Genomic DNA, 23,486 nt, shown 5'->3' with positions numbered 1-23,486 from the left:
ATTTAAATTAGTACTATATAGTTCTAGTTATGACAAAGATAAAATTAATGAATCAAAAACGTGTGATTGAAGTAGCTGCAACATTATTTTTAGAAAAAGGGTTTGCTTATACAAGTATGGATGAATTAGTACGTGTAAGCAAAGTTTCAAAGTCTAATGTGTATTATCACTTTTCTAATAAGGAAGTATTATTAGAAGGGGTCGTTGATTATTGGATTGAAATGTATCAATCTGCAATTGATGACGTACTTTCTCAGAACCAATTTTTAGTTGAAGATCGTATCCAACTGTTTTTAAAGCAATTATCACAAGGAGTTCAATCGAGAGAGTATAAGGGAAGCTGTCCATTTATTACTCTTTATATTCAAAGTCCTAAACAGGCCACGCAAATAAAAGAAAAAATAGGTCTTTTTTTTACAGGATTACAAAAGAAAGTTTCTCTATTACTTAAACAAGGGGTAGAGAATGGAGAATTTAGAAATACGATTAATATTGATGAGGTTGCATCACTTTTTATTACAAATCTTGAAGGAGCGTTATTTATTTCAGAAACATTGAAGGATGCAACTGTAATCACGAAAACAGCAGATCATTTTTTAAAATTGCTTCGATAAAAGAAGCATTTTTTTTACATCAAATTAGTACTAAGTAGTACTAAAAGGGGGATTTTATATGAGAACAGTATTTTTAACTGGTGGAACAGGCTTTATTGGAAAGCAATTAGTAAAAGAATTAGCCAAAGAGGATGTTAAAATTCTTCTTTTAGTGAGGTCGAAAAATAAAGCAACACGCCTTTTTCAAGAAAGAGGCATCTTAAAAAAGGAAGTTATGCACTTTATTGAAGGTGATTTGACGAAAATAGATTTAGGTCTAAGTGCTGAAGATAAGGAGAGGGTATTGAAAACGGATGTGATTATTCACGCAGGAGGCCCCATGGATATTCAAGCGACAAGTAAAGAGGCAGCTTCCGTATTTTTAAATGGTGCCAAACATATTAGTGAATTAGCTGAAAGTATTCATCAATTGAAGGGCTTGCAACAATTTATTCATGTTGTAGGTTATATGAGTCCCTTTGATGATAAAAATAGCAAGATTGCAATTGATGTGTTTAAAGAAGGAAACAATTATTTGAAAATAAAAAATCCATATGAGAGAACAAAATTTTTAGCAGATCTTTATATCCGTCAGCAGGCATCAGCAGTAGGTTATCCGCTTTCTGTAATTAATCCGCCAACTGTAGTCGGTAGTAGTAAAACAGGGAGTACAGAGCAGATAGCAGGATTAGGTTTGCTTGTGCTGAGTATGCGAAGAGGGCTCATGCCAGTGATTCCTGGAGGTAAGGGATATAGGTTACCACTTATTTCAAACGATGAGCTTGCGAAGTTTATTGTGCAGGTTTTCAGATTGGAGCAACCGACTATTCAAACATATACACTTGTTGAAGACAAACAGCACGATCAAAACATTGCTGAATTATTAAGTATTATGTCGGAAAGTATGAATATGAGGGCACCAAAAATCTCTGTTCCAATGCCATTTATGAAAGCAATTATGAATAGTGGAGGAAGTAAAATAACAAAAATTCCTTCTGATGGACTGAATTTTATTACAAAACAAAAATTTTCAAATGTTTCAGCGAAAAAAATTATGGGAGGAGATTGGTTTAAGAAGACGAGTGTAATGAAATTTTTCCCTGCCGTAGTAGCTGATCTGGATTATCGAATAATGTATCAAAATGGCCGGCATAATCATTTATTTAAACGAACATTATGCGATAACACTACCCTTTACCAATTACAAGGAAAGGGTAAACCGTTTATTTTATTACATGGTTTATTGAGTGATGGAGAGGATTTATTTCCTTTAGCACAAGAGCTTCATGAAAAAACTGGTCAACCTGTATGGATCTTGGATCTTCCAGGTTTGGGACGGTCTCCTTTTAAACGAGAGAAAAATCTTCTAGATATCTATTTGAATGTAGTGAAAAAGTTATTGGAGAAAGCTACGAATGGTGCGCATCTAATTGGACATTCATTCGGTGCGTTTATTCTTCTGGAAGCATTGGTACAAGAGTACATAGATAAGAAGTATTCAATCACTTTACTTCAGCCACCTGTTGCTAAAAAAAATGCTAAATCGCTAAATGTTCCTCAAGTTATGAACAAATGGACATTAAAATTAGCAACTACTAATTTGATAGGGCGTTATTTATTAAGTAATGGTTTGTTTGAAAGTACGGAGAGCATCCCTGAACATTATATTGAAAAGATAAGTAAAAGTTTTACTTCTCCTAGAATTTTAAATACTACGGTTCAGCTTAACAGTTTACTACTGAAAAACGATCAAGGTGATTTCAATGAAGTAACAAAGTATAATCTTCACATTATTTGGGGGGATTATGACAGAGCCTATTCTGCTCCATCGCATCTTGGTAAGGTTGATTTTGTTCCATATGGCCATCATTTTCCTCTTAGCCACCCGAGTGAAACGGCAACATTAGTAATAAAAAATAGTAATAGTAGCAGATGAGAGTGTGGGATAAATAAAAAGTGTGTAGTAAGATCGTTGTGTCTTTGAAATAAAATCGTACTGTTTGGAGTCCCGCGAACAAGACGCGAATTTTGCACGCTAAGCAAAAAAACAATAAGCTGTCCACATGGACAGCTTATTTACATTATTCTCGTTATTGGAAGTTATTTTTAACTTTTCCTGATCTGAAAGAGTCAATCTTTTTTTATATAATTTATCAATAATTATTCTTTTTTCTCCGGCTGATAGGAAAGAATAACGACACCTGAACTGGTCGTTATTGTTTCTATAAGTTTTAATGCTTTTGTATTGCTCTGGTCTTTAAAGAGACGCTTTCCGCTTCCTACGATAACGGGATTGATTATAAAGTGATATTCATCAATGAGGTCATGTTGCATCAATGTCTGTATAAGCTCACCACTACCATAAATTAAAAGGTTCTGACCGGGCTGTTCCTTCAGTTTCGATATTTCTTCTACAATATTACCCTTGATAAGATTTGCATTCCATTCGGTTTTTTCCAAAGTTGTTGAAGCAACAAATTTAGGTATGCTGTTCATCTTATCAGCAAAACCCTCTTCATCAGTCATAGAAGGCCAGGCAGCTGCAAAACCTTGATAGGTTACTCGCCCTAGTAGAAGCGCTTCACTTTCAAACAGTAAATCGGATTGAAACTTTGCTACTTCTTCATTGAAATATGGAGCAGTCCAAGCTGGTTCCTCCATGACACCATCTAGTGAGAGGTACATCGATACAATTATTTGTCCCATTTTGTTCTCCTTTAATTTTAAATTGAGATTTTTACATATTGGTAACACAATTATTAATTCTCTAGCTAGAGAAATTCTCCCTTTTTAATAGTTTCGACAAAATGTATTTATATATGTTTCGGAATAATCTAATATATATTAATAACTTTGAAATATTGTATAACTTCTAATTTTTATGCATCATTGATTAGCATTGCTTATTGTGCTAACGAATCAGGATAGTGTGGCGACCGACTAAATAGTTGCTTATCCTCATTTATTAGAAGGGAAGTTCTATCATTTCGCGAATTTGTTAGACATAGACGAGCGCTATAATTTTCTATATCTACATATAAGAGGTGACTACGCATGAATCAAAGACCGTCAGAAGAAGAATACGCCGGAAGCTCCGGCGAATATATCCGTTTGGTGCCGGACGGTAACATCATCGATATTCTGCTCGCCCAGGAAAAGCAAATGACCGAGCTCCTGGCATCGTTGACCGAAAGCCAGGCCGCATATCGGTATGCGGAAGGGAAATGGACGCTGAAAGAAGTCGTGGGCCACATTGCAGACGCGGAACGCGTCATGACCTACCGCCTGCTCCGGTTCGCAAGAGGGGACCAGACACCTCTGACTGGTTTCGATCAGGAATTGTTCATACCTCCTTTCGGAAGCTGGACAACCGCACAATTGGCCGAAGACTACCGGGCCGTACGGCAATCAACGATCACATTGCTGCGCGGGCTACCGGCTGAGGCGTGGACCCGCAAGGGCACAGCCAACAACCTAAGCATTACGGCGCGCGCCCTCGCGTACGGCGTCGCAGGACACGAACTTCATCACATGGCGGTCATCCGAAATCGGTATTTGAGTTAATTGCCGGCTGAGGCCATTGGAATGGAACTAACACCTATCATACAATCTTTTAGATACCGTTCTTATGAGGGGCCCGCCCCACAACCATCTTAGACAATTTTTGAAATTAAAAGCACGTTACTATTCTCTTATGTTAATGAGAAAGGTTGACGTGCTTTTTATGAATATGCACCAAAAACAAGAGCATATCGATTTTTCTCATTTTGGGGTATTTGTTTTTCTTAGATTGAGGGTGATGGGGCACTACTCTATAATGATCAAATTAAAATTTAAAATAGTTATAGAGACTCCATTTCTCGGAAATATTGTAACTATTAAGTTGTAAAAAGAACCATAGTTTTTCATTTTTGAAAAGGTTATGGTCTTTTTTAATTGTAACAAAGATATGATGCGAGGAAGTTTTTTAGATAAATCAAAAAAACTTGATTAATAAGTTGCATATAGAACTCATCTACGTATATACTATAAACATCAAAAAAAGTTGATGAAGGGAAGTGAACTACAGTGGCACAAAATTTTCAGCTCTATGAGAAAAAGTTTAAAGCGTTGGCGGATCAGAAACGTTTAGAAATCATGTATGAACTTTGCCAGCGAGGACAGACGTGTGTATGTGATTTAACAGAAGTTTTTGAAATGACGCAATCTAAATTATCATATCATTTAAAAATTTTATTAGATGCAGGTTTGATTGTAAAAGAAACAAAAGGTACGTGGAGTTATTATGATTTAAATGATGCGGAAGTGAATAATTTATTATCAGAAGAATTGTGCTGTATCTTTAGAAAAACAGGGAAAGGTAGTTGCTGTTAAAATTTTGAGTTATTAATCAAAAAAAATTGATTAATGATATATAAAAAGGAGGAATAAGGTATGAGATATGTTCACGTCGGTATAAACGTTACGAATTTAGAGAAGTCTATTGAATTTTATGAAAAGGTATTTGGTGTTTCACCAGTTAAAGTGAAAACAGATTATGCAAAATTTTTATTAGAGACGCCAGGACTTAATTTTACGCTGAACGTGCGAGATGAAGTGAAGGGAAATCAGGTAAATCATTTTGGTTTCCAAGTGGATACAGCTGAAGAAATTACATTGCATAAAGAACGATTAGAAAAAGAAGGTTTCTTCGCGCGTGATGAGATGGATACGACTTGTTGCTATGCAGTGCAAGATAAGTTTTGGGTAACAGATCCAGATGGGAATGAGTGGGAATTCTTTTATACGAAAGCAGATAGTAATGTTCACAAAATTGAAGAGTCATCTTGTTGCGCGACTTCAAATGAGGTAGCTAAAAATTCTTGTTGTTAATAGGAGATGGAAAATAGAATGAAACGTTTATCTTTTCTAGACCGATATTTAACACTATGGATTTTTCTAGCGATGGCTGTTGGGATTGGTTTAGGGTTTGTGTTCCCTAGTGTAGTAGACGGACTGAATACATTACAGGTTGGAACGACGTCTATTCCGCTTGCTGTTGGTTTAATTGTAATGATGTATCCACCGTTAGCGAAAGTTCGCTATGAGGAAATGGGCCGAGTATTTAAAGATGTAAAAGTGTTAGTGCTATCTTTAGTACAAAATTGGATTATTGGTCCGGTACTTATGTTTGTGTTAGCAATTATTTTTCTTCCTGATAAACCAGAATACATGGTTGGTCTCATTATGATTGGGTTAGCACGTTGTATTGCAATGGTAATTGTTTGGAACGATCTTGCTGATGGGGATAAAGAGTATGCGGCAGGTTTAGTTGCTTTTAATTCGGTATTCCAAATGCTCTTTTTCTCAGTTTATGCATACGTATTTGTAACTGTAATTCCAGAATGGTTAGGGATTGAAGGTGCTATTGTCAATATTACAATGATAGAAGTAGCAAAATCAGTATGTATCTATTTAGGAATTCCTTTTATAGCAGGTATGTTGACACGCTTTGTACTAGTTAAGTTAAAAGGAAGACAGTGGTATGAAAAAGTGTTTATACCTAAAATTAGTCCACTTACATTACTTGCATTGCTATTTACAATCATTGTTATGTTCTCTTTAAAAGGAGAGATGATTGTTAGCGTGCCACTAGATGTGGTAAGAATAGCGATTCCGTTATTAATCTATTTTATTGTAATGTTTTTTGTTTCTTTCTTTATGGGAAGAAAAATTGGTGCAAACTATCCGGTGACGACAACGTTAGCATTTACAGCAGGTAGTAATAACTTTGAGTTAGCAATTGCTGTAGCAGTTGGTGTGTTTGGTATTCATTCGGGCGCAGCATTCGCAGCTGTCATTGGACCGTTAGTCGAAGTACCTGTCATGATTGCACTTGTAAATGTCGCTTTTTGGTTTAAACGTAAATATTTTAATGATCAATCAACTTAAAAACAAAGGTGGAAAACAACATGGAAAACAAAAAAACAATCTATTTCTTATGTACAGGAAATTCATGCCGAAGCCAAATGGCAGAAGCGTGGGGTAAACAATATTTAGGAGGTAAGTGGAATGTATATTCTGCAGGAATCGAAGCACATGGAGTGAATCCAAATGCGATTAAAGCAATGAATGAAGTGAATATCGATATAACAAATCAAACATCAGATATGATTGATACAAACATTTTAAATAATGCTGATTTAGTCGTTACACTTTGTAGTCATGCGGATTCTGTTTGTCCTTCGACACCTTCGCACGTAAATCGTGTTCACTGGGGATTTGATGACCCGGCAGGAAAAGAATGGTCTGAATTTCAACGTGTTCGCGATGAAATTGGTGAACGTATAAAACGATTTTCTGAAACAGGTGAGTAAATAAAGGAAAGAGTCAACTCAATCGAGTAGGCTCTTTTTTATGTGCTATGAAACTTCAAAATAGAACGGTATGACGGCAGTAGAATGTTGTAATAAACGTGGATTTAATCACGAAAAAAATGACTCCATTCACGTTTTTCAGGTTATCTGATGTATAGGTGAATTTTTTGAGAAAAAAATGTTTATAAAAAGCCTTGAAATATTCTGAAAATTAAATTATTATTATCCATGTAAACTACTAAGTAATCGTTTACATGGATGGAATAAGGGTTTAAACAAAACTGAAGTAAACGATTTCTTGAAAACTAAGAAAGAGTGATGAAATGGCAAAGTCTACAATTAAAGATGTTGCAATGGAAGCGAATGTGTCTACAGCTACAGTATCTCGAGTGTTAAACGAAAGTGGATTTGTAAGTGACGACATTAAAGATCGTGTTTTTTTAGCTGTGAAAAAGCTTAATTATCAACCAAATGCGATTGCTAGAAGTTTAAAGCAAGATAAAACATACACGATTGGTGTTGTGATTCCGGATATCACAAATCATTATTACATGACAATTTCAAAGGCGATTGAAGATATTGTGCAGCAAAAGGGCTATAACCTTATTTTTTGTAGCAGTCATGAAAATCCTAAAAAAGAGGATAAATTGTTGCAGCTACTAGTGGAACAACGGGTAGATGCAATTGTGTTGGCTACTGCTGGAGGTTGTGAAGAAAGAGTAAGAAGTATTCATCAAGCTGGTGTACCAATAGTTTTAGTTGATCGGACTGTTGAGATTGGAGATTCAAAATTAGATTCGGTTGTAGAAAGTAATTTTGAAAGTGCTTATAGATTAACGAGCTATCTTTTACAACAGGGGCATCGATCGATTGGTCTTGTAAATGGATTGTTAAACGTTAGTACAGGTAAAGAGCGCTATGAAGGATTTCAGAAAGCTTTAGAAGAGTTTGGGATTCAAGAAGATGAAAACTATACGTTTAATAGCACTTTCACAAGAGAAGGTGGTATGAAAGCAGTTGATTATTTTCTTAATTTCACTGAGAAACCGTCAGCTATTCTATCTTTGAACAATGAAATGGCATTTGGTGTTCTTCTTGAATTAACGAGGAGAGGCTACTCTGTACCAGAGGACATCGTGATCGCTTCTTTTGGTGATGTGGAAGCAGCACAATTATTACAAGCGCCTGGGATTATATCGGTAGCGCACAAACCATACGAAATGGGAGAAAGGGTAGGCGATATATTACTGAAACGCTTAAATAATGAAGAAGGTCCCTTTAATGAAATATTTACACCGAGGTTACAAATAGATGCACAAAGTGTAAGTAGTTGAAACGTATTTTCGTTAAGATAAAAATCGGAAGGGAGATAGAAATGCTAAAAGGAATACCGAAAATAATGAGTCCGGATTTAATGAAGGTTCTTTTAGAAATGGGGCATGGGGATGAGATTGTTTTAGCGGATGGCAATTTCCCCGCTGCCTCTTGCGGGACGAAGCTCATTCGATGTGAAGGTCATGGGGTTCTTGAAGTATTACAGGCAATTTTGCAATTCTTTCCACTCGATACGTATAGTAATCATTCTGTTTCATTAATGAAAGTCGTAAAAGGGGATCCTACCACGCCCTCCATTTGGGAAACATATGATGCGACAATTAAAAAATATGATACTCATTTTGATGGTTTTGAGATGATTGACCGCTTTGCATTTTATGAGAGGGCAAAGAAGGCGTATGCAATTGTTGCAACGAGTGAAAGTGCTCTCTATGCCAATATGATTTTAAAAAAGGGCGTGGTTACTGATTAACGCATTATTAAACTAATATATTGTTTCATTAAAAATTTGATAGGGTAGTAGGTGATAGGATGAGTGAATTATTGCTGAAAATGGATGGAATTAGTAAAGCGTTCCCTGGAGTGCAAGCGCTTTCTAATGTGCGATTTGAATTGAAAAAAGGCGAAGTTCACGCACTTTTGGGAGAGAATGGAGCCGGAAAATCTACATTAATGAAAATTTTAACAGGAATTTATCAAAGAGATGCTGGAACCATTGCGTATGAAGGAAAAGAAATAGAGGTTCCAGATACAAAAGCAGCACAAAGACTCGGAATCAGCATTATTCATCAGGAACTTAATTTGGCTCCGCATTTAACAGTTGCCCAAAATATTTTTATTGGAAGAGAACCTAAAGGGCTATTTAATCTTTTTTTGGATGAAAAAGAACTCAATAACAGAGCGAAAAAACTATTTGAAAGGTTAAACATTCATCTAGACCCAAGAGAATTGGTAGGCAATTTAACAGTTGCGAAACAGCAAATGGTGGAAATCTCTAAAGCTCTTTCTTTTGATTCAAAAGTACTGATTATGGATGAGCCAACCGCAGCTTTAACGGATACTGAAATCGATGCATTATTTGTTATGATTCGGAAATTACGACAAGATGGTGTGGGAATTGTATATATCTCTCACCGCATGGAGGAGCTTAAGAAAATTACGGACCGTGTATCGATTATGCGAGACGGTACATACGTAGGAACGATGAACACGAAGGATGCAACGATTGAACAAATTATCTCGATGATGGTTGGAAGGAAAATTGATAACAATCAAAAACCAGAAATGAAAGAGAGAACGAGAGAAAAAGTGTTTGAAGTAAAAAATTTAAAGAGAGGGAACACGATAAAAGATGTAAGTTTTGAACTGTATAAAGGGGAAATCGTTGGCTTTGCTGGATTGATGGGTGCTGGAAGAACAGAAGTAGCCCGTGCCATATTTGGGGCAGACCCACTAGATTCAGGGGAGATTTTTATTAAGGGGAAAAGACAGAATATTAAGAATCCTTCTGATGCAGTACAAAATGGAATTGGCTATTTGTCTGAAGATCGAAAACAGTTTGGACTTCTAGTTGGGATGGATGTCAAAACAAATATTGCAATGGCATCGATGAAAGATTATGTAAAACCTTTCGGCTGGATGCATGTATCGAAAGTGGATCAACAATCTGAGGAATTAATTAAGAGGTTAAAAATAAAAACACCATCAGGTAATCAATTAGTGAAAAATCTTTCAGGAGGGAATCAGCAAAAAGTTGTTATTGGCAAGTGGTTGACTAGAGATTCAGATGTCTTAATCTTTGATGAGCCTACTCGTGGTATTGATATCGGGGCAAAAGACGAAATTTATAAGTTACTACATGATTTAGCACAGCAAGGAAAATCTATTATTATGATTTCCTCAGAGCTTCCTGAAATTTTAAGGATCAGTCACCGCGTGATTGTTATGTGTGAAGGCAAAATAACAGGAGAATTGAAAAATGATGAAAAAGCATCGCAAGAAGCAATTATGACTCTTGCAACAAAACGAATGATGTAATGAATAGTAACGGATGATAAAGGAGTGAACAAAAATGGAAATACAAAAGGTAGTCGAACTTCCAGTTGAAGGGAAGATGAGGAAAGGGATAAATTCAAACGCGCTTCAACAGCTTCTAGCATTTGCAAGTTTAATTGTACTTGTTGTCATTTTTTCAATTACTTCAGCTAATTTTCTACAATTTGATAACATTATAGGAATCTTTTTATCGACAGCTGTTACAGGCATCCTTGCTTTAGGGGCAACGATGATTATCGTTACAAGTGGAATTGATTTATCCTGTGGAACCGTACTAACCTTGTCTTCGGTTATGACAGGTGTATTTGCTGTCAACTTAGGTTTACCAGTTTGGATAGCTGTACTTGGAGGTATTTTAATAGGTGCCGTAGTAGGTTTAATTTCTGGAGCTGCAATTGCAAAGTTGAAGATTCCCCCATTTATTGCAACGTTAGCGATGATGATGATCGCAAAAGGATTGGCACTTGTTATTTCGAAAGCCACTCCAATTTATTTCACTTCTATACCAAGCTTTAACAAAATTGCGATGGGTTCTATTATTCCTGGCTTTGCTATTCCGAATGCTGTTTTCATCTTTTTTGGAATGGCTATTTTCGCAAGCTTAATTTTAAATAAAACGATTATCGGAAGGTATACATTTGCACTAGGAAGCAATGAAGAAGCAACCAGGCTTTCTGGAGTGAATGTTGATAAGTGGAAAATCATTATCTATATGATTGCAGGTGTTTTTACTGGTGTTGCAGGGATTATCATGGCATCTCGTCTAAATTCTGCTCAGCCAGCTTTAGGTGCAGGATATGAATTAGAAGCAATCGCAGCAGTCGTTATCGGAGGAACTTCTTTAAGTGGTGGTAAAGGAACAATTCTTGGTACTGTTATCGGTGCATTGATTATGAGTGTGTTAACAAATGGTCTTCAAATTCTTTCGGTACCTCAAGAATGGCAAACGGTAGTTGTTGGGGCGGTTATCTTATTAGCAGTTTACGCAGATGTGTTACGAAACAAAAAAGCAAAGAATTAATTGCGATACTGCTTTTTAAATAAAACAATATATAGGGGGAATTTTGGATGAAGAAAGCAAAAAAGGGCATAGTTTTATCGTCAATTCTCGCAATTTCAATGTTTATGGGAGCGTGTTCTTCAAATGGTGCAAGCACAGGAAGTAAGGATAGTAATGCCCCTACAAAAGATGACGGTAAGCGCTATGTGGCTATTATTTCAAAAGGGTTCCAGCATCAGTTCTGGCAAGCAGTTAAAAAAGGAGCTGAGCAAGCAGCAGATGAGTATAAAGTAAATATTACATTTGTAGGTCCTGAAACGGAAGCGCAGGTTGATAAACAAGTTGAAATGCTCCGTAGCACACTTGATAAAAAACCAGATGCGATTGGTTTTGCGGCATTAGACTCTAAGGCTGCTCTTCCTTTATTAGAACAAGCAAAAAATAAAAAAATTCCGGTTGTTGCATTTGACTCAGGTGTTGAGGGAGATATACCTGTAGCAACAGCTGCAACGGATAATAAAGCAGCAGCAGCTCTTGCAGCTGAGAAAATGGCTGGATTAGTTGGTGAAAAAGGAGAAGTAGCAGTAGTTGCTCACGACCAGACAAGTAAAACAGGTGTTGAACGCCGCGATGGCTTTGTAAATACAATCAAATCAAAGTATCCGAACATCAAACTTGTCGATATTCAATATGGTAGCGGCGATCAATTAAAATCGACTGACGCTGCTAAGGCAATTATGCAAGCGCACCCAAATGTAAAAGGTATTTTCGGTACAAATGAAGGTTCTGCGATAGGGGTAGTAAATGCTGTTAAAGAATTGAACAAAAAGAGTGTAGTAGTAGTTGGCTTTGACTCTGGAAAACTACAAATTGATGCGATTAAGAGCGGAGTGATGGCAGGTGCGATTACGCAAAATCCAATTGGAATTGGTTACGAAACTGTGAAAGCAGCTGTTGAGAACCTAGATGGGAAACAAGTATCCAAAACAATTGACACTGGTTTCTATTGGTACGATAAAAAGAACATTGATGATCCAAAGATTAAGGAAGTGCTATATCAATAAAATCTAAAACGAAACTAGCGGTGCAAATAAGAGAGAAACTGAGGTGTATAACATTGTCTAATGTAATAAATGATTTGAAATTATATGCAAATAAGATTGTCCAAACAGGACTTGTAGTAGGAGCAGGTGGAAATTTGAGTATGAGAGATGGGAATATGATGTATATCTCTCCTAGTGGTTTTGATTTGCAAGAGATAGAAGACCACGAGTGGGTACGTGTCAATATTGAAACTGGTGAGATATTGGATGATTTAAAACCATCTTCTGAAATATTAATGCATTTGGAATGTTTTCGTAAACGTCCTGATATAACAGCTGTTTTACATGCTCATCCAAGTTATTCGGTAGGTGTATCATGTACTGGTCATACCATTCCGAGTCTATTCCCAGATTTTCCAGCAATGATCAAAAGCGTATCTTATCTTGAATATATGATTCCGACTACAGAAGTATTGGCTAACGCTGTATCAAATGTGATTGAAGAAAATGATGTAGTCGTAATGAGGAATCATGGCGTACTTACGGTTGGTAAAACAATGAAAGAAGCATATTTTCTAATGCAAATTCTAGAAGAGGCGGCCAAAGTATATACGATTGCATCGACTGTGGGCGTGCCAAGAATTTTGACAGAGGAAGAATGTCACGAATTAAGAAATCTATCTTCTGAGAAATATAGATTACAACTACTAAAAGATGCGGAGTAATTGAAGTGTTTCCGAGGGGTGTGAAGGAATGGAAAAAGTTTTGGCTTTTGATTTAGGTGCATCTAATGGGCGTTTAATGGTAAGTGGATTTGATGGGAAACGCCTTTATCTTGAAGAAGTTCACCGGTTCTCCAATCGCCCTATTTACGCAACTGGTCATTATTATTGGGATATTTTAAGGATCTTCCAAGAAATGAAGAATGGAATAGGGAAAAGTATTAGAAACGGTCATAAGTCGATAGAAAGTTTATCTATCGATACGTGGGGCGTTGATTTCGGACTTCTTTCTGCAACAGGAGAATTGCTTAGCAATCCTTATTCTTATAGAGATCCGCATACAAATGATAGTTTAAAAGAAATCACGGAAGTCATTCCGAGGGATGTTTTGTTCTCTCGAACGGGCGTCACGCCAGCAGCAATTAATACGATTTGCCAGCTTTATACGATAAAAAAGAATAACCCAGATTTGATAGAAAAGGCAAAAACTCTATTATTAACACCAAACTTATTGAGTTATTTATTTTCCGGCGAAAAGGCGAATGAATATACGATTAGTACAACGACATCATTATTTCACATTCATGAGCATAATTGGGATACCGCCCTTATGACTAAGTTAAAGCTACCTAAAGAAATCATGGGAAATATTGTGATGCCAGGAACAACTCTCGGTCCGACACTTTCTTCCATTCATAACAAATTTGGCATGAAGCCTGTTAAAGTTATTGCTGGTGCAGGACATGATACAGCCTGTGCTCTTGCCGCACTGCCTATAAAGTCAGAATGTTCTGCGTTTATGAGTTGTGGTACATGGATCTTAATGGGAGTTCAAGTGAAGAATCCAGTCATTAATGAACAGGCTTTGGAATGGGGCTTTACAAATGAAGGAACGGCAGATGGCGAGTTTCGGCTACTTAAAAATATTATGGGGTTATGGCTCATGCAAGAATGTAGGGGGACTTGGGCAAAAGAAGGCAAGCTTTTTACTTACGAAGAAGAAGCAACGTTGATTCGAAATACAAAGCCATTTGCACATTTCATAGACCCAGATGATCCTTCTTTCTTCAATCCGGAAAATATGCCAAAACAAATCCGAGATTTCTGTATAAAGAGTGGTCAACAGCCGCCTGAAACGGAAGGAAGTTTCCTCCGCTGTATTTTGGAGAGTCTCTCACTAAGTTATAGGTGGGTGTTAGAGAAGCTGGAAGTTTTAACTGGAAAGTCAATAGAAGTTATCCACATGGGCGGCGGTGGCATTCAGAATGATCTGTTTTGTCAATTTACCGCAAATGCGACTAACCGTCCTGTTGTAGCGGGGCCAGTTGAAGCGAGTGCGATTGGAAATTCATTATCGCAATGGATCGCGCTAGGAAAAATAAAGGATTTAAAGGAAGGTAGAGAGATTGTTGAAAACTCGTTTCCTGTTAAACATTATCAACCTCAAAACCAATTAGAATGGCAGGAAGCATACGGCCGTTTTATTGAAATAATCGATAACAATGTAGTAAGAAGGGAGCTTTAAAATGAAAACAGTTCATAATAGATTCTACAATACATTACCGAAAATCGGAATTAGACCAACAATTGATGGCAGAAGAAATGGTGTACGTGAATCTCTTGAAGATATGACGATGAATCTTGCAAAATCGGTAGCAAATCTACTAACCGAAAACTTGCGTCATTACAATGGTGAGGCAGTAGAATGTGTCATCGCTGATACATGTATTGGCGGTGTGGCGGAAGCGGCCAAAGCGGCTGAAAAATTTGCAGTAGAGGGAGTTGGTGTTTCTATTACTGTTACACCATGTTGGTGCTATGGTTCTGAAACAATGGATATGAATCCTGATATTCCAAAAGCAGTATGGGGATTTAATGGAACAGAACGTCCAGGGGCAGTGTATCTTGCAGCTGTCTTAGCTGCCCATAATCAAAAGGGCATTCCAGCTTTCGGCATATACGGGAAAGATGTGCAAGACTTAAGTGATACATCCATTCCAGAAGATGTGCAGGAAAAACTACTTCAATTTGCAAAGTCTGGCCTTGTCGTTGCTACTTTAAAAGGAAAATCGTATCTGTCGATGGGGTCTGTATCTATGGGGATTGCCGGTAGTACCGTTCAACCTGAATTTTTCCAAGATTATTTAGGAATGAGAAATGAATATATTGATATGACCGAATTTGTAAGAAGAATAGATGAAGAGATTTATGATAAGGAAGAATATGAAAAAGCTTTAAACTGGGTAAAAGAGTATTGTCCAGAAGGTCCAGATAATAATGCGGAAGAAATGCAAAGGTCACGGGAGCAAAAAAATAAAGACTGGGAAACTAGCGTTAAAATGACTTTAATTGCAAGGGATCTTATGACTGGAAATCCAAAACTAGCGGAACTTGGCTATGGTGAGGAAGCGCTAGGATACAATGCTATTTCCGCAGGTTTCCAAGGTCAGCGTCAATGGACGGATCATTTCCCAAATGGTGATTTTATGGAGACAATTTTAAATTCCTCCTTTGATTGGAACGGAATTCGCCCGCCATACATTATGGCTACTGAAAATGATAGTTTAAATGGAGTTACGATGCTATTTGGCCATTTATTAACAAATACAGCTCAAGTTTTTGCTGATGTAAGAACGTATTGGAGTCCGGAGGCAGTAGAACGTGTGACAGGGCATAAACCTAAAGGATTAGCAGAAAAGGGATTTATTCATATGATTAACTCCGGTTCAGCTGCACTTGATGGGACAGGACAACAAACGAAAGATGGAAAGCCTGCTATAAAACCGTTTTGGGAAATTACAGAGGAAGAAGTTCAAAATTGTTTAGCAGCTACTTCTTGGAGACCGGCTTCAACAGGGTATTTCCGAGGGGGCGGATTCTCAAGTGATTTCTTAACAAAGGGAAATATGCCTGTAACAGCAGCCCGTCTCAATCTTGTTAAAGGCTTAGGTCCTGTTTTACAAATCGCAGAAGGCTATTCAGTTGAAATCCCAGAAGAGGTGCACGACATATTGGATAAGAGAACAGATCCAACTTGGCCAACAACTTGGTTCGTTCCAAATATAACGGGAGAAGGTGCTTTTAAGGATGTTTACACCGTGATGAATAATTGGGGTGCTAACCACTGTGTAATAAGCTACGGTCATATTGGTAGTGATTTAATTACGCTTGCTTCCATGCTCCGAATTCCTGTAAATATGCATAACGTCAAAGAAGAACAAATCTTTAGACCGAGTGCATGGGGCATGTTCGGAACAAACGATCCAGAAGCAGCAGATTACCGTGCCTGCCAAAACTTTGGTCCATTATACCATTAAGGAAAAAAAGTTCCCCCTGATAATATGTCGGGGGGTTACTATAGAGCATATTTTTTCGCACTGGAATGAAAGTGTTTTACATGTAAAAGAAGTGCAAGTAATAGCAAACTCTTGAACATACGGATACTACTATTTTAAAGAGTTTAGTATCCGAAATAATAGAACAATAAAAAATAGCGGGGGTAAAAAATATGGTGAAAAGTTTATGGGAAGATGCAAAAGCATCTCAATTATCGCAAGGATTGGAACAATTAGTGTATCGTTCAAATTTAATTGGCACAGACCGTGCTGTATGTAATTGGGGCGGTGGAAACACATCGGTAAAGACAGTTGAAAAGGATTTTCGTGGTCATGATGTAGAGGTTATGTGGGTGAAAGGAAGCGGATCTGATTTAGCGACTATGAAAGTGCAAAACTTTACTGGTTTAAAAATGGAAGACATTCGTTTATTGATGGAGCGCGAAGAAATGCCAGATGAAGAAATGGTAGAGTACTTATCTCATTGTATGATTGACAGCAAACATCCGCGTGCGTCTATCGAAACGTTATTACATGCATTTTTACCTTTTAAACATGTGGATCATACACATCCAGATGCTATTATTAGTCTTTGCTGCGCACATAATGGAAAACAAATTGCGGAAGAAATTTACGGTAATCGCTTCGTTTGGGTTCCATATGTGCGTCCGGGATTTACATTATCAAAAATGATTGCAGAAGGCGTGAAAAATAATCCAAATGCTGAACTAGTATTAATGGAAAAACACGGCTTAGTCGTTTGGGGAGAAACAGCGAAAGAAAGCTATGAAAAAACAATTGCGGTCATTAATGAGGCAGAACAATATATTAATGAGCGAGTGAATGAAAGCACTGTATTCGGAGGTCAAAAATACGAAGCACTTTCAGGAGAAGAGCGTAGAAGTATTCTTGCAAAAGTAATGCCGATTATTCGCGGGGCAGTTAGTGATGAAAAGAAAATGCTATTATCCTATGACGATACAGATGAAGTACTTCAATTTGTAAACAGCCGCGATGCACGAGAACTTTCTCAAGTTGGAGCGGCTTGTCCTGACCATTTAGTTCACACAAAGCGCAGTCCTCTTTATATTGATTGGGATCCGCAAACGAAAGATATGGACAGATTAATAGAGAGCATAAAGGTTGGTGTTGAAAGCTTTAAAGAAGAGTATAAAGCTTACTTTGAACGTAACAAATACGAAGGAGACAAAATGTTTGAATCGGCACCGCGCGTTATTTTAATTCCTGGTATCGGTATGGTGAATACCGGTAAAAATGTGGCGATGTCAAAAGTAAGTGGTGCGCTGTATCATAGGGCAATTTCAGTAATGAAAGGCTCCACAACACTTGGAAGTTTTGTTTCTTTAAATGAAAACGAATCTTACAATGTTGAGTACTGGCCATTAGAGCTATATAAATTATCGTTGGCACCAGCAGAAGCGGAATTTTCCCGCAAAGTTGCCTTTATTACAGGTGGTGCTGGCGGAATTGGAAGTGAAACGGGACGATGCCTTGCTTCAGAAGGTGCACATGTAGTGCTTGCTGACTTGAATTTTGAAGGGGCAGAAAAAGTTGCAGCGGAAATTAATGATAAGTATGGTGAAGGCCGTGCTATTGCGGTAAAAATGGATGTAACAAAAGAAGAAGAAGTGAAGACGGCATTTGAACAGGCAGCTCTGACTTACGGAGGCGTTGATAGTATCGTAAACAATGCAGGGCTTGCGACGTCTAGTCCATTCGATGAAACAACGCTTCAAGAATGGAATTTAAATATGAACGTGCTTGGAACGGGATACTTTTTAGTGGCACGTGAAGCGTTCAAGCAAATGAAACAGCAAGGCATTGGGGGGAATATGGTATTTGTCGGCTCAAAAAATTCTGTGTATGCCGGGAAAAACGCTACAGCATACAGCTCTGTAAAAGCACTCGAAACACATTTAGCGAGATGTATTGCAGCTGAAGGCGGTGAGTACGGTATTCGTGTAAATTCAGTTCTTCCAGATGCGGTTCTGCAAGGATCAGCTATTTGGGGTTCGAAATGGCGTGAAGAACGTGCCGCAGCATATGGTATTGAGCCGGACCAGTTAGAGGAACATTACCGTAAACGTACAACATTATTGGTTAATATTTATTCGAAAGATATCGCTGAATCAATTGCTTTCTTTGCCTCTTCAAAGGCGGATAAAACAACTGGATGTATGATTACAGTTGATGGTGGTGTAACAGCGGCATTTACTAGATAATTATTTCTTTTTTTAAAAAGGAAAAAGAGGTGTAATAGGCAAATGTACGTTTGCCTATTATGCTTCCATATAAAAGAATAGCGAATCTCAAGGAGAGAATAAAATAAGTCAATGCGCAGAAGGGGACACTTTACATTCGCTTTTCAAAAGGGGATGGAAATTTGAAACTTAGGAACTTATTAACAGGGGGATTGCTCTTTGGTACGTTATTATTCTCTTTAGGAAGCACTGGAGAGTTTAATAGGGTAGAGGCAACATCACCTATTACGATTGACACTCCAAAATCAGAGGGAAAGAAACTATCGCTTTGGTACAATGAGCCAGCAAAAGATTGGGAAAAACAAGCATTGCCAATCGGTAATGGTTATATGGGCGGCATGGTATTTGGCGGAGTCCAGCAAGAACGTATTCAGTTTAATGAAAAAACGCTTTGGACTGGCGGACCAAGCAGTACGAGTGAGTATACGTACGGGAATCGTGATGGAGCAGCGAGTCACTTAGGTAGCATTAGGGAAAAGTTAGCAAAAGGTGATAAATCAGGCGCGGAAAGGGAATCTTCGCAATTTCTTACAGGTCTTCAAAAAGGGTTTGGGTCCTATCAAAATTTTGGGGACATTTACTTAGATTTTAATATGCCAGATCCATCTGCATTTTCAAATTATCGCAGGGAATTAAATATAAATGAAGGTATTGCTACTGTTTCCTATAACTATAAAGGTGTTCAATATAATAGGGAATATTTCACAAGTTATCCTGATCGCGTTATGGTTATGCGTTTAACAGCTAGTGAATCTAAACAGCTTTCATTAGATGTTAGACCAACGAGCGCGCAGGGAGGGCAAGTAACGTCCAAAGATAATAAAATCACTATTAAAGGACAAATAGCGAATAACGGAATGAAATATGAATCAGAATTTAAAGTATTGAATGAGGGAGGTACTTTAACAGCGGAGAATGGGAAAATTAAAGTAGCGAATGCAGATAGTTTAACAATTATTATGACTGCGGCTACTGATTATGAAAATAAATACCCTACTTATAAAGGAGAAGATCCACATCAAAAGGTTGAAAAAATCATGGCCTCTATTTCTAAGAAGAGTTATGAGATTTTAAAATATACGCATATTAAAGACTATCACTCTTTATTTAATCGTGTTTCTTTAAATTTAGGAGGGGAAAACCCATCTGTTCCAACAAATGAACTACTAGCATCTTATAGTAAACAAAACAGTAAGTATTTAGAAGAACTATTCTTCCAATATGGAAGATACTTGCTCATTTCTTCTTCAAGACCAGGAACGCTTCCTGCAAATCTACAAGGTGTATGGAATAATTCGAACACACCACCGTGGGAAAGTGACTATCATTTCAATATTAACCTGCAAATGAATTATTGGCCTGCAGAGGTGGCGAATCTGTCCGAAACAGCTGAGCCATTAATGGACTATGTTGATTCATTAAGAGCACCAGGAAGGGTTTCGGCGGAAAAACATTTCGGTGTTACAGGTGGCGGGTGGACCGTTAATACGATGAATAATCCATTTGGATTTACAGCGCCTGGCTGGGGATTAGGCTGGGGTTGGGCACCTAGTGCGAATGCTTTTATCGGTCAAAACCTATGGGAACATTATAAATTTACGGATGATAAACAATATTTACAAGAAAAGATTTATCCGATACTGAAAGAAGCGGCGGAGTTTCATAGTAAGTTTTTAGTAGAAGATCAAAATAAGAAGTTAGTTGTTTCTCCGTGCTGGTCTCCAGAGCTTGGTGGTATCTCGAATGGATGCGCTTTTGATCAACAGTTAGTGTATGAGTTGTTCTCAAATGTAATTGAAGCTAGTGAAATCTTGCAGATTGATACGGCGTTTCGAGATGAGTTAAAGACTAAAAGGGATCGATTATTCCCACCAATTCAAATTGGTAGATATGGTCAAGTGCAAGAGTGGAAGGATGATATAGATGACCCTGGCGAAACGCATAGGCATATATCTCAGCTAGTTGCACTATATCCAGGAAGTATGATTAATCACAATACACCGGAATGGCTTGAGGCTGCTAAAGTTACTTTAAACCATCGTGGTGATGAGGGAACGGGCTGGAGTAAAGCGAACAAAATTAATTTATGGGCACGTTTATTAGATGGTGACCATGCTTATAAAATTTTGCAAGGGCAACTTACAGGAAGTACGCTTAGTAACCTGTTTGATACGCATCCACCGTTTCAAATTGATGGAAACTTTGGCGCAACATCGGGAATTGCTGAAATGTTAATTCAAAGCCATACCGACTCCATTCAATTATTGCCTGCACTTCCGAAAGCTTGGAAGGACGGTTCTTATAAAGGACTAAGAGCACGCGGTGCATTTACGATTGATGCGAACTGGAAAAATGGTATGCCTACAGTCATTCAGGTGAATTCTGATCACGGAAACGATGTAAAGTTAAAAAGTCCAATGTTCAATACACCAGTTACTGTGACAAGAGTCGGAACGAATACACCGGTGCCATTTACGAAAGATGGAGATACGATTTCATTTAAAACGGAACAAGGTAAAACTTATAAAATTGAGTCTATGCTTAGTTTCGATCTAGAGTCTCCGAGTAGTATAACGGCAGGAAGTACAGTTAAAGTAAAGGCAAATTTATCAAACTTCGGTTCATTGAAATCTTCTTCCGGAGAAGTGGTTGTAAAGGCTCCAGAGAGCTGGAATGTTAAACCGATTACAGTAGCTTTTGAAGGCGTTGAACCAGGGCAATCGAAAACAATTGAGGCAGATTTACCGGTCCCGATTGATGTGGCTTCTAATAATTATTCCATTGAAGCTGAAGTAAATACAGATAGCGGGACTGTTCGTAAAACGAATCAAATAGAAGTAACGCCAGCAGTAAAGCTAATTTCAGCAAATGTTGAACCCAATCCAATTATTGTTGAAGGGGGTTCGACTACATTAAAGGTAAAGGTTCAAAATGAAATAAGGGAAAAAGTGACACCTGGAAAGATTGAACTGCAATTACCAGATGGCTGGAATGCGCAGCCATTAACAACAGACTTTCAATTAACTGCAGGAGGAGAGGACACATATTCGTTTGTTATAACTCCGCCATCCGAGTTTAAAGGAGTGAAAGAAGTTGGGGTCTCTGTAAAATTAGGGAATGCGGTGGTAACATCAACGAAAGTTCAAGTGGCTTCCGGCGGCATCTACCTGAGTGATATTTCATGGATAAAAGCAACCGCTGGATGGGCAACGGTTCAAAAAGATAAAAGCACTGACAAAAACCCGCTTTCATTACTCGGAACGACAGGACCGATTACGTATAAAAAAGGAATCGGAACGCATTCGAAGTCAGAAATCACCTATGATATATCAAATGCAACTTACAAACGATTTAATTCATATGTAGGAATCGACCAGGAACCTGGCGGTAAAGGTGGTTCAGTCGTGTTCAAAGTACTACTTGATGGGGATGAAGTATTTAATAGCGGTACAATGTACTATAATACGCCAGCAAAATTTGTTGATGTTGACCTTACAGGTAAAAAAGAATTAAAACTAGTCGTTGATGATGCAGGTAACGGTAACGGAAATGATCATGCGGACTGGGCGGATGCTTGGTTGAGTTTTAAATAGCGTTGATTTAGTCGTTACTCTTTGTAGTCATACGGATTATATGTCTCCAATTATACCCTCACATGTTCAGTGGGGATTTGATGATCAGATAGGAAAAAGAGTGGTCTGAGTTTCAATGTATGAAACAATTTTTATAAATAAAGGAAAGAGTCAATCTTCTATTGCATAGAGGATTGACTCTTTTTTACTATACATAAGCAAGGCTGCATTGATTTACAAAAATCACTTAAGTGAATAGAGAATATTCCGATAAAATGATAAAGTTAGAATAGAGTGGTTTCAGGAAGGTGGTTTAACTTATGATTTCTGAATTAAGCAAGAATGATTTTTATAAATGTAGTGGTTTAATAAATGAACACGGTCAATTAGAAGTCAAAGCTGTAATTGCAGGAGTGAATCCTGGTCGTATATTTGTAGATAACGTGTCTTCTCCTAATTCGGGACTCATTTGGTTAGGTAATAATGATGGCTTCTTCTTTATTGGAGATGCTGAAAATGAAGAGTTTAATAAAGAAATGAATCGTTTTATTAATAATGTAATAGTACCTAGGGCGAGGAAAGCAGGATTAGATTGCTTTGAAGGGATCGGAAATCATTCAAAGTGGAACAAAACAATTGAAAGAATATTTCAGCACCGTAACTTAAAGAGTTGGAATCAAAGAGTGTATACGCTAAGAAAAAAGGATTATGAAAATCATCATGAACCTGAAATTGAACAGGAATATACTGTGCTGAAAATGAGTAAAGCTCTCTATGAAAATAGTAATAATACATTTAAGAATATTGATTTTTTACAATCAAAAATTTTAGAGTTTTGGTCTTCATCGGATCGTTTTTTCAATGAGGGAATCGGTTATTGCATTGTTTATGATGATGTAATTGTGAGTGTTTGTTTTTCAGGGTTTGTATTTGAAAATATACACTGCATAGATATTGAAACAATAGAGGGTTACCAGGGGAGGAAATTAGCTCAAAAGATAGCGCATAGTTTTGTAAAAGATTGTTTGGAGAATGATATTATTCCATATTGGGACTGTATGGAATTGAACAAGCCTTCTGTTGCAGTTGTGGAAAATGTAGGGTTTACAAATGTTTTTAATTATGTAGGATATTATTTTCTATTTGAATAATCTGTTGAATATAGAAGTAGTTTTTTTAATTCATACATGTAA

The 23,486-nt window shown here is 37.5% G+C and carries 19 protein-coding genes; 18 read left to right on the top strand and 1 reads right to left on the bottom strand.

The genetic code is table 11. The features are described from left to right. The first annotated feature begins 47 nt into the window (after window positions 1–47). The gene (locus ACX9TM_RS15990; protein WP_001072320.1) at window positions 48–614 is read left to right on the top strand and encodes a TetR/AcrR family transcriptional regulator; all 567 of its coding nucleotides are present in this window, start codon (window positions 48–50) and stop codon (window positions 612–614) included. 58 nt (window positions 615–672) lie between these two features. Beyond that, on the top strand, window positions 673–2,529 hold the full coding sequence (locus tag ACX9TM_RS15985) for an alpha/beta fold hydrolase (protein WP_063220648.1): 1,857 nt from the start codon (window positions 673–675) through the stop codon (window positions 2,527–2,529). A 224-nt stretch (window positions 2,530–2,753) separates the two neighbouring features. Here ACX9TM_RS15985 and ACX9TM_RS15980 read toward each other — a convergent pair whose 3' ends face one another. Then, window positions 2,754–3,299 carry a dihydrofolate reductase family protein gene (locus ACX9TM_RS15980; RefSeq protein ID WP_050229042.1) on the bottom strand — a complete coding sequence of 182 codons (546 nt, stop codon included), beginning with the start codon at window positions 3,297–3,299 and terminating at the stop codon, window positions 2,754–2,756. 348 nt (window positions 3,300–3,647) lie between these two features. Between ACX9TM_RS15980 and ACX9TM_RS15975 the strand changes: the two genes are divergently transcribed. The 16 genes from ACX9TM_RS15975 (at window position 3,648) to ACX9TM_RS15900 (ending at window position 23,444) form a co-directional block, all read left to right on the top strand. Continuing rightward, on the top strand, window positions 3,648–4,157 hold the full coding sequence (locus tag ACX9TM_RS15975) for a DinB family protein (RefSeq protein ID WP_050229045.1): 510 nt from the start codon (window positions 3,648–3,650) through the stop codon (window positions 4,155–4,157). Window positions 4,158–4,661: 504 nt separating this feature from the next. Continuing rightward, window positions 4,662–4,967 (top strand): arsenical resistance operon transcriptional regulator ArsR, encoded by a 306-nt coding sequence (arsR, locus tag ACX9TM_RS15970; RefSeq protein ID WP_002026021.1) that lies wholly within the window; start codon window positions 4,662–4,664, stop codon window positions 4,965–4,967. A 60-nt stretch (window positions 4,968–5,027) separates the two neighbouring features. Next, a complete protein-coding gene (locus ACX9TM_RS15965) occupies window positions 5,028–5,465 on the top strand; it encodes an ArsI/CadI family heavy metal resistance metalloenzyme (protein WP_001271013.1) in 438 nt (145 codons plus the stop codon). A gap of 18 nt (window positions 5,466–5,483) precedes the next feature. Continuing rightward, on the top strand, window positions 5,484–6,524 hold the full coding sequence (gene arsB, locus ACX9TM_RS15960; RefSeq protein WP_063220649.1) for an ACR3 family arsenite efflux transporter: 1,041 nt from the start codon (window positions 5,484–5,486) through the stop codon (window positions 6,522–6,524). 20 nt (window positions 6,525–6,544) lie between these two features. Further along, the gene (gene arsC / locus ACX9TM_RS15955; RefSeq protein WP_000428364.1) at window positions 6,545–6,949 is read left to right on the top strand and encodes an arsenate reductase (thioredoxin); all 405 of its coding nucleotides are present in this window, start codon (window positions 6,545–6,547) and stop codon (window positions 6,947–6,949) included. Window positions 6,950–7,272: 323 nt separating this feature from the next. Further along, complete coding sequence (locus ACX9TM_RS15950; protein WP_063220651.1) at window positions 7,273–8,283, top strand: LacI family DNA-binding transcriptional regulator; 1,011 nt, start codon at window positions 7,273–7,275, stop codon at window positions 8,281–8,283. A gap of 41 nt (window positions 8,284–8,324) precedes the next feature. After that, on the top strand, window positions 8,325–8,756 hold the full coding sequence (locus tag ACX9TM_RS15945; RefSeq protein ID WP_063220652.1) for an RbsD/FucU family protein: 432 nt from the start codon (window positions 8,325–8,327) through the stop codon (window positions 8,754–8,756). 59 nt (window positions 8,757–8,815) lie between these two features. Next, a complete protein-coding gene (locus ACX9TM_RS15940) occupies window positions 8,816–10,321 on the top strand; it encodes a sugar ABC transporter ATP-binding protein (protein WP_063220653.1) in 1,506 nt (501 codons plus the stop codon). Between the two features lie 34 nt (window positions 10,322–10,355). Next, window positions 10,356–11,360: an ABC transporter permease gene (locus ACX9TM_RS15935; protein ID WP_077393162.1), complete on the top strand. Its 1,005-nt coding sequence runs from the start codon at window positions 10,356–10,358 to the stop codon at window positions 11,358–11,360. Window positions 11,361–11,407: 47 nt separating this feature from the next. Beyond that, window positions 11,408–12,403: an ABC transporter substrate-binding protein gene (locus tag ACX9TM_RS15930; RefSeq protein WP_063220654.1), complete on the top strand. Its 996-nt coding sequence runs from the start codon at window positions 11,408–11,410 to the stop codon at window positions 12,401–12,403. A gap of 53 nt (window positions 12,404–12,456) precedes the next feature. Next, on the top strand, window positions 12,457–13,107 hold the full coding sequence (locus tag ACX9TM_RS15925) for a class II aldolase/adducin family protein (RefSeq protein ID WP_063220655.1): 651 nt from the start codon (window positions 12,457–12,459) through the stop codon (window positions 13,105–13,107). A gap of 28 nt (window positions 13,108–13,135) precedes the next feature. After that, complete coding sequence (locus tag ACX9TM_RS15920) at window positions 13,136–14,629, top strand: rhamnulokinase (RefSeq protein WP_072770298.1); 1,494 nt, start codon at window positions 13,136–13,138, stop codon at window positions 14,627–14,629. 1 nt (window position 14,630) lies between these two features. After that, on the top strand, window positions 14,631–16,421 hold the full coding sequence (locus ACX9TM_RS15915) for an L-fucose isomerase (protein ID WP_063220657.1): 1,791 nt from the start codon (window positions 14,631–14,633) through the stop codon (window positions 16,419–16,421). Window positions 16,422–16,612: 191 nt separating this feature from the next. After that, window positions 16,613–18,682, top strand: coding sequence for a bifunctional aldolase/short-chain dehydrogenase (locus tag ACX9TM_RS15910; RefSeq protein WP_063220658.1), 2,070 nt, complete (start codon window positions 16,613–16,615; stop codon window positions 18,680–18,682). A gap of 161 nt (window positions 18,683–18,843) precedes the next feature. Next, window positions 18,844–22,314: a glycosyl hydrolase family 95 catalytic domain-containing protein gene (locus ACX9TM_RS15905; protein WP_072770299.1), complete on the top strand. Its 3,471-nt coding sequence runs from the start codon at window positions 18,844–18,846 to the stop codon at window positions 22,312–22,314. Between the two features lie 299 nt (window positions 22,315–22,613). Continuing rightward, the gene (locus ACX9TM_RS15900; RefSeq protein ID WP_065212230.1) at window positions 22,614–23,444 is read left to right on the top strand and encodes a GNAT family N-acetyltransferase; all 831 of its coding nucleotides are present in this window, start codon (window positions 22,614–22,616) and stop codon (window positions 23,442–23,444) included. Window positions 23,445–23,486 lie beyond the last annotated feature (42 nt).

The sequence above is a fragment of the Bacillus sp. LH1 genome (assembly GCF_057924895.1).
This window is presented reverse-complemented; position numbering and strand designations above follow the sequence as displayed.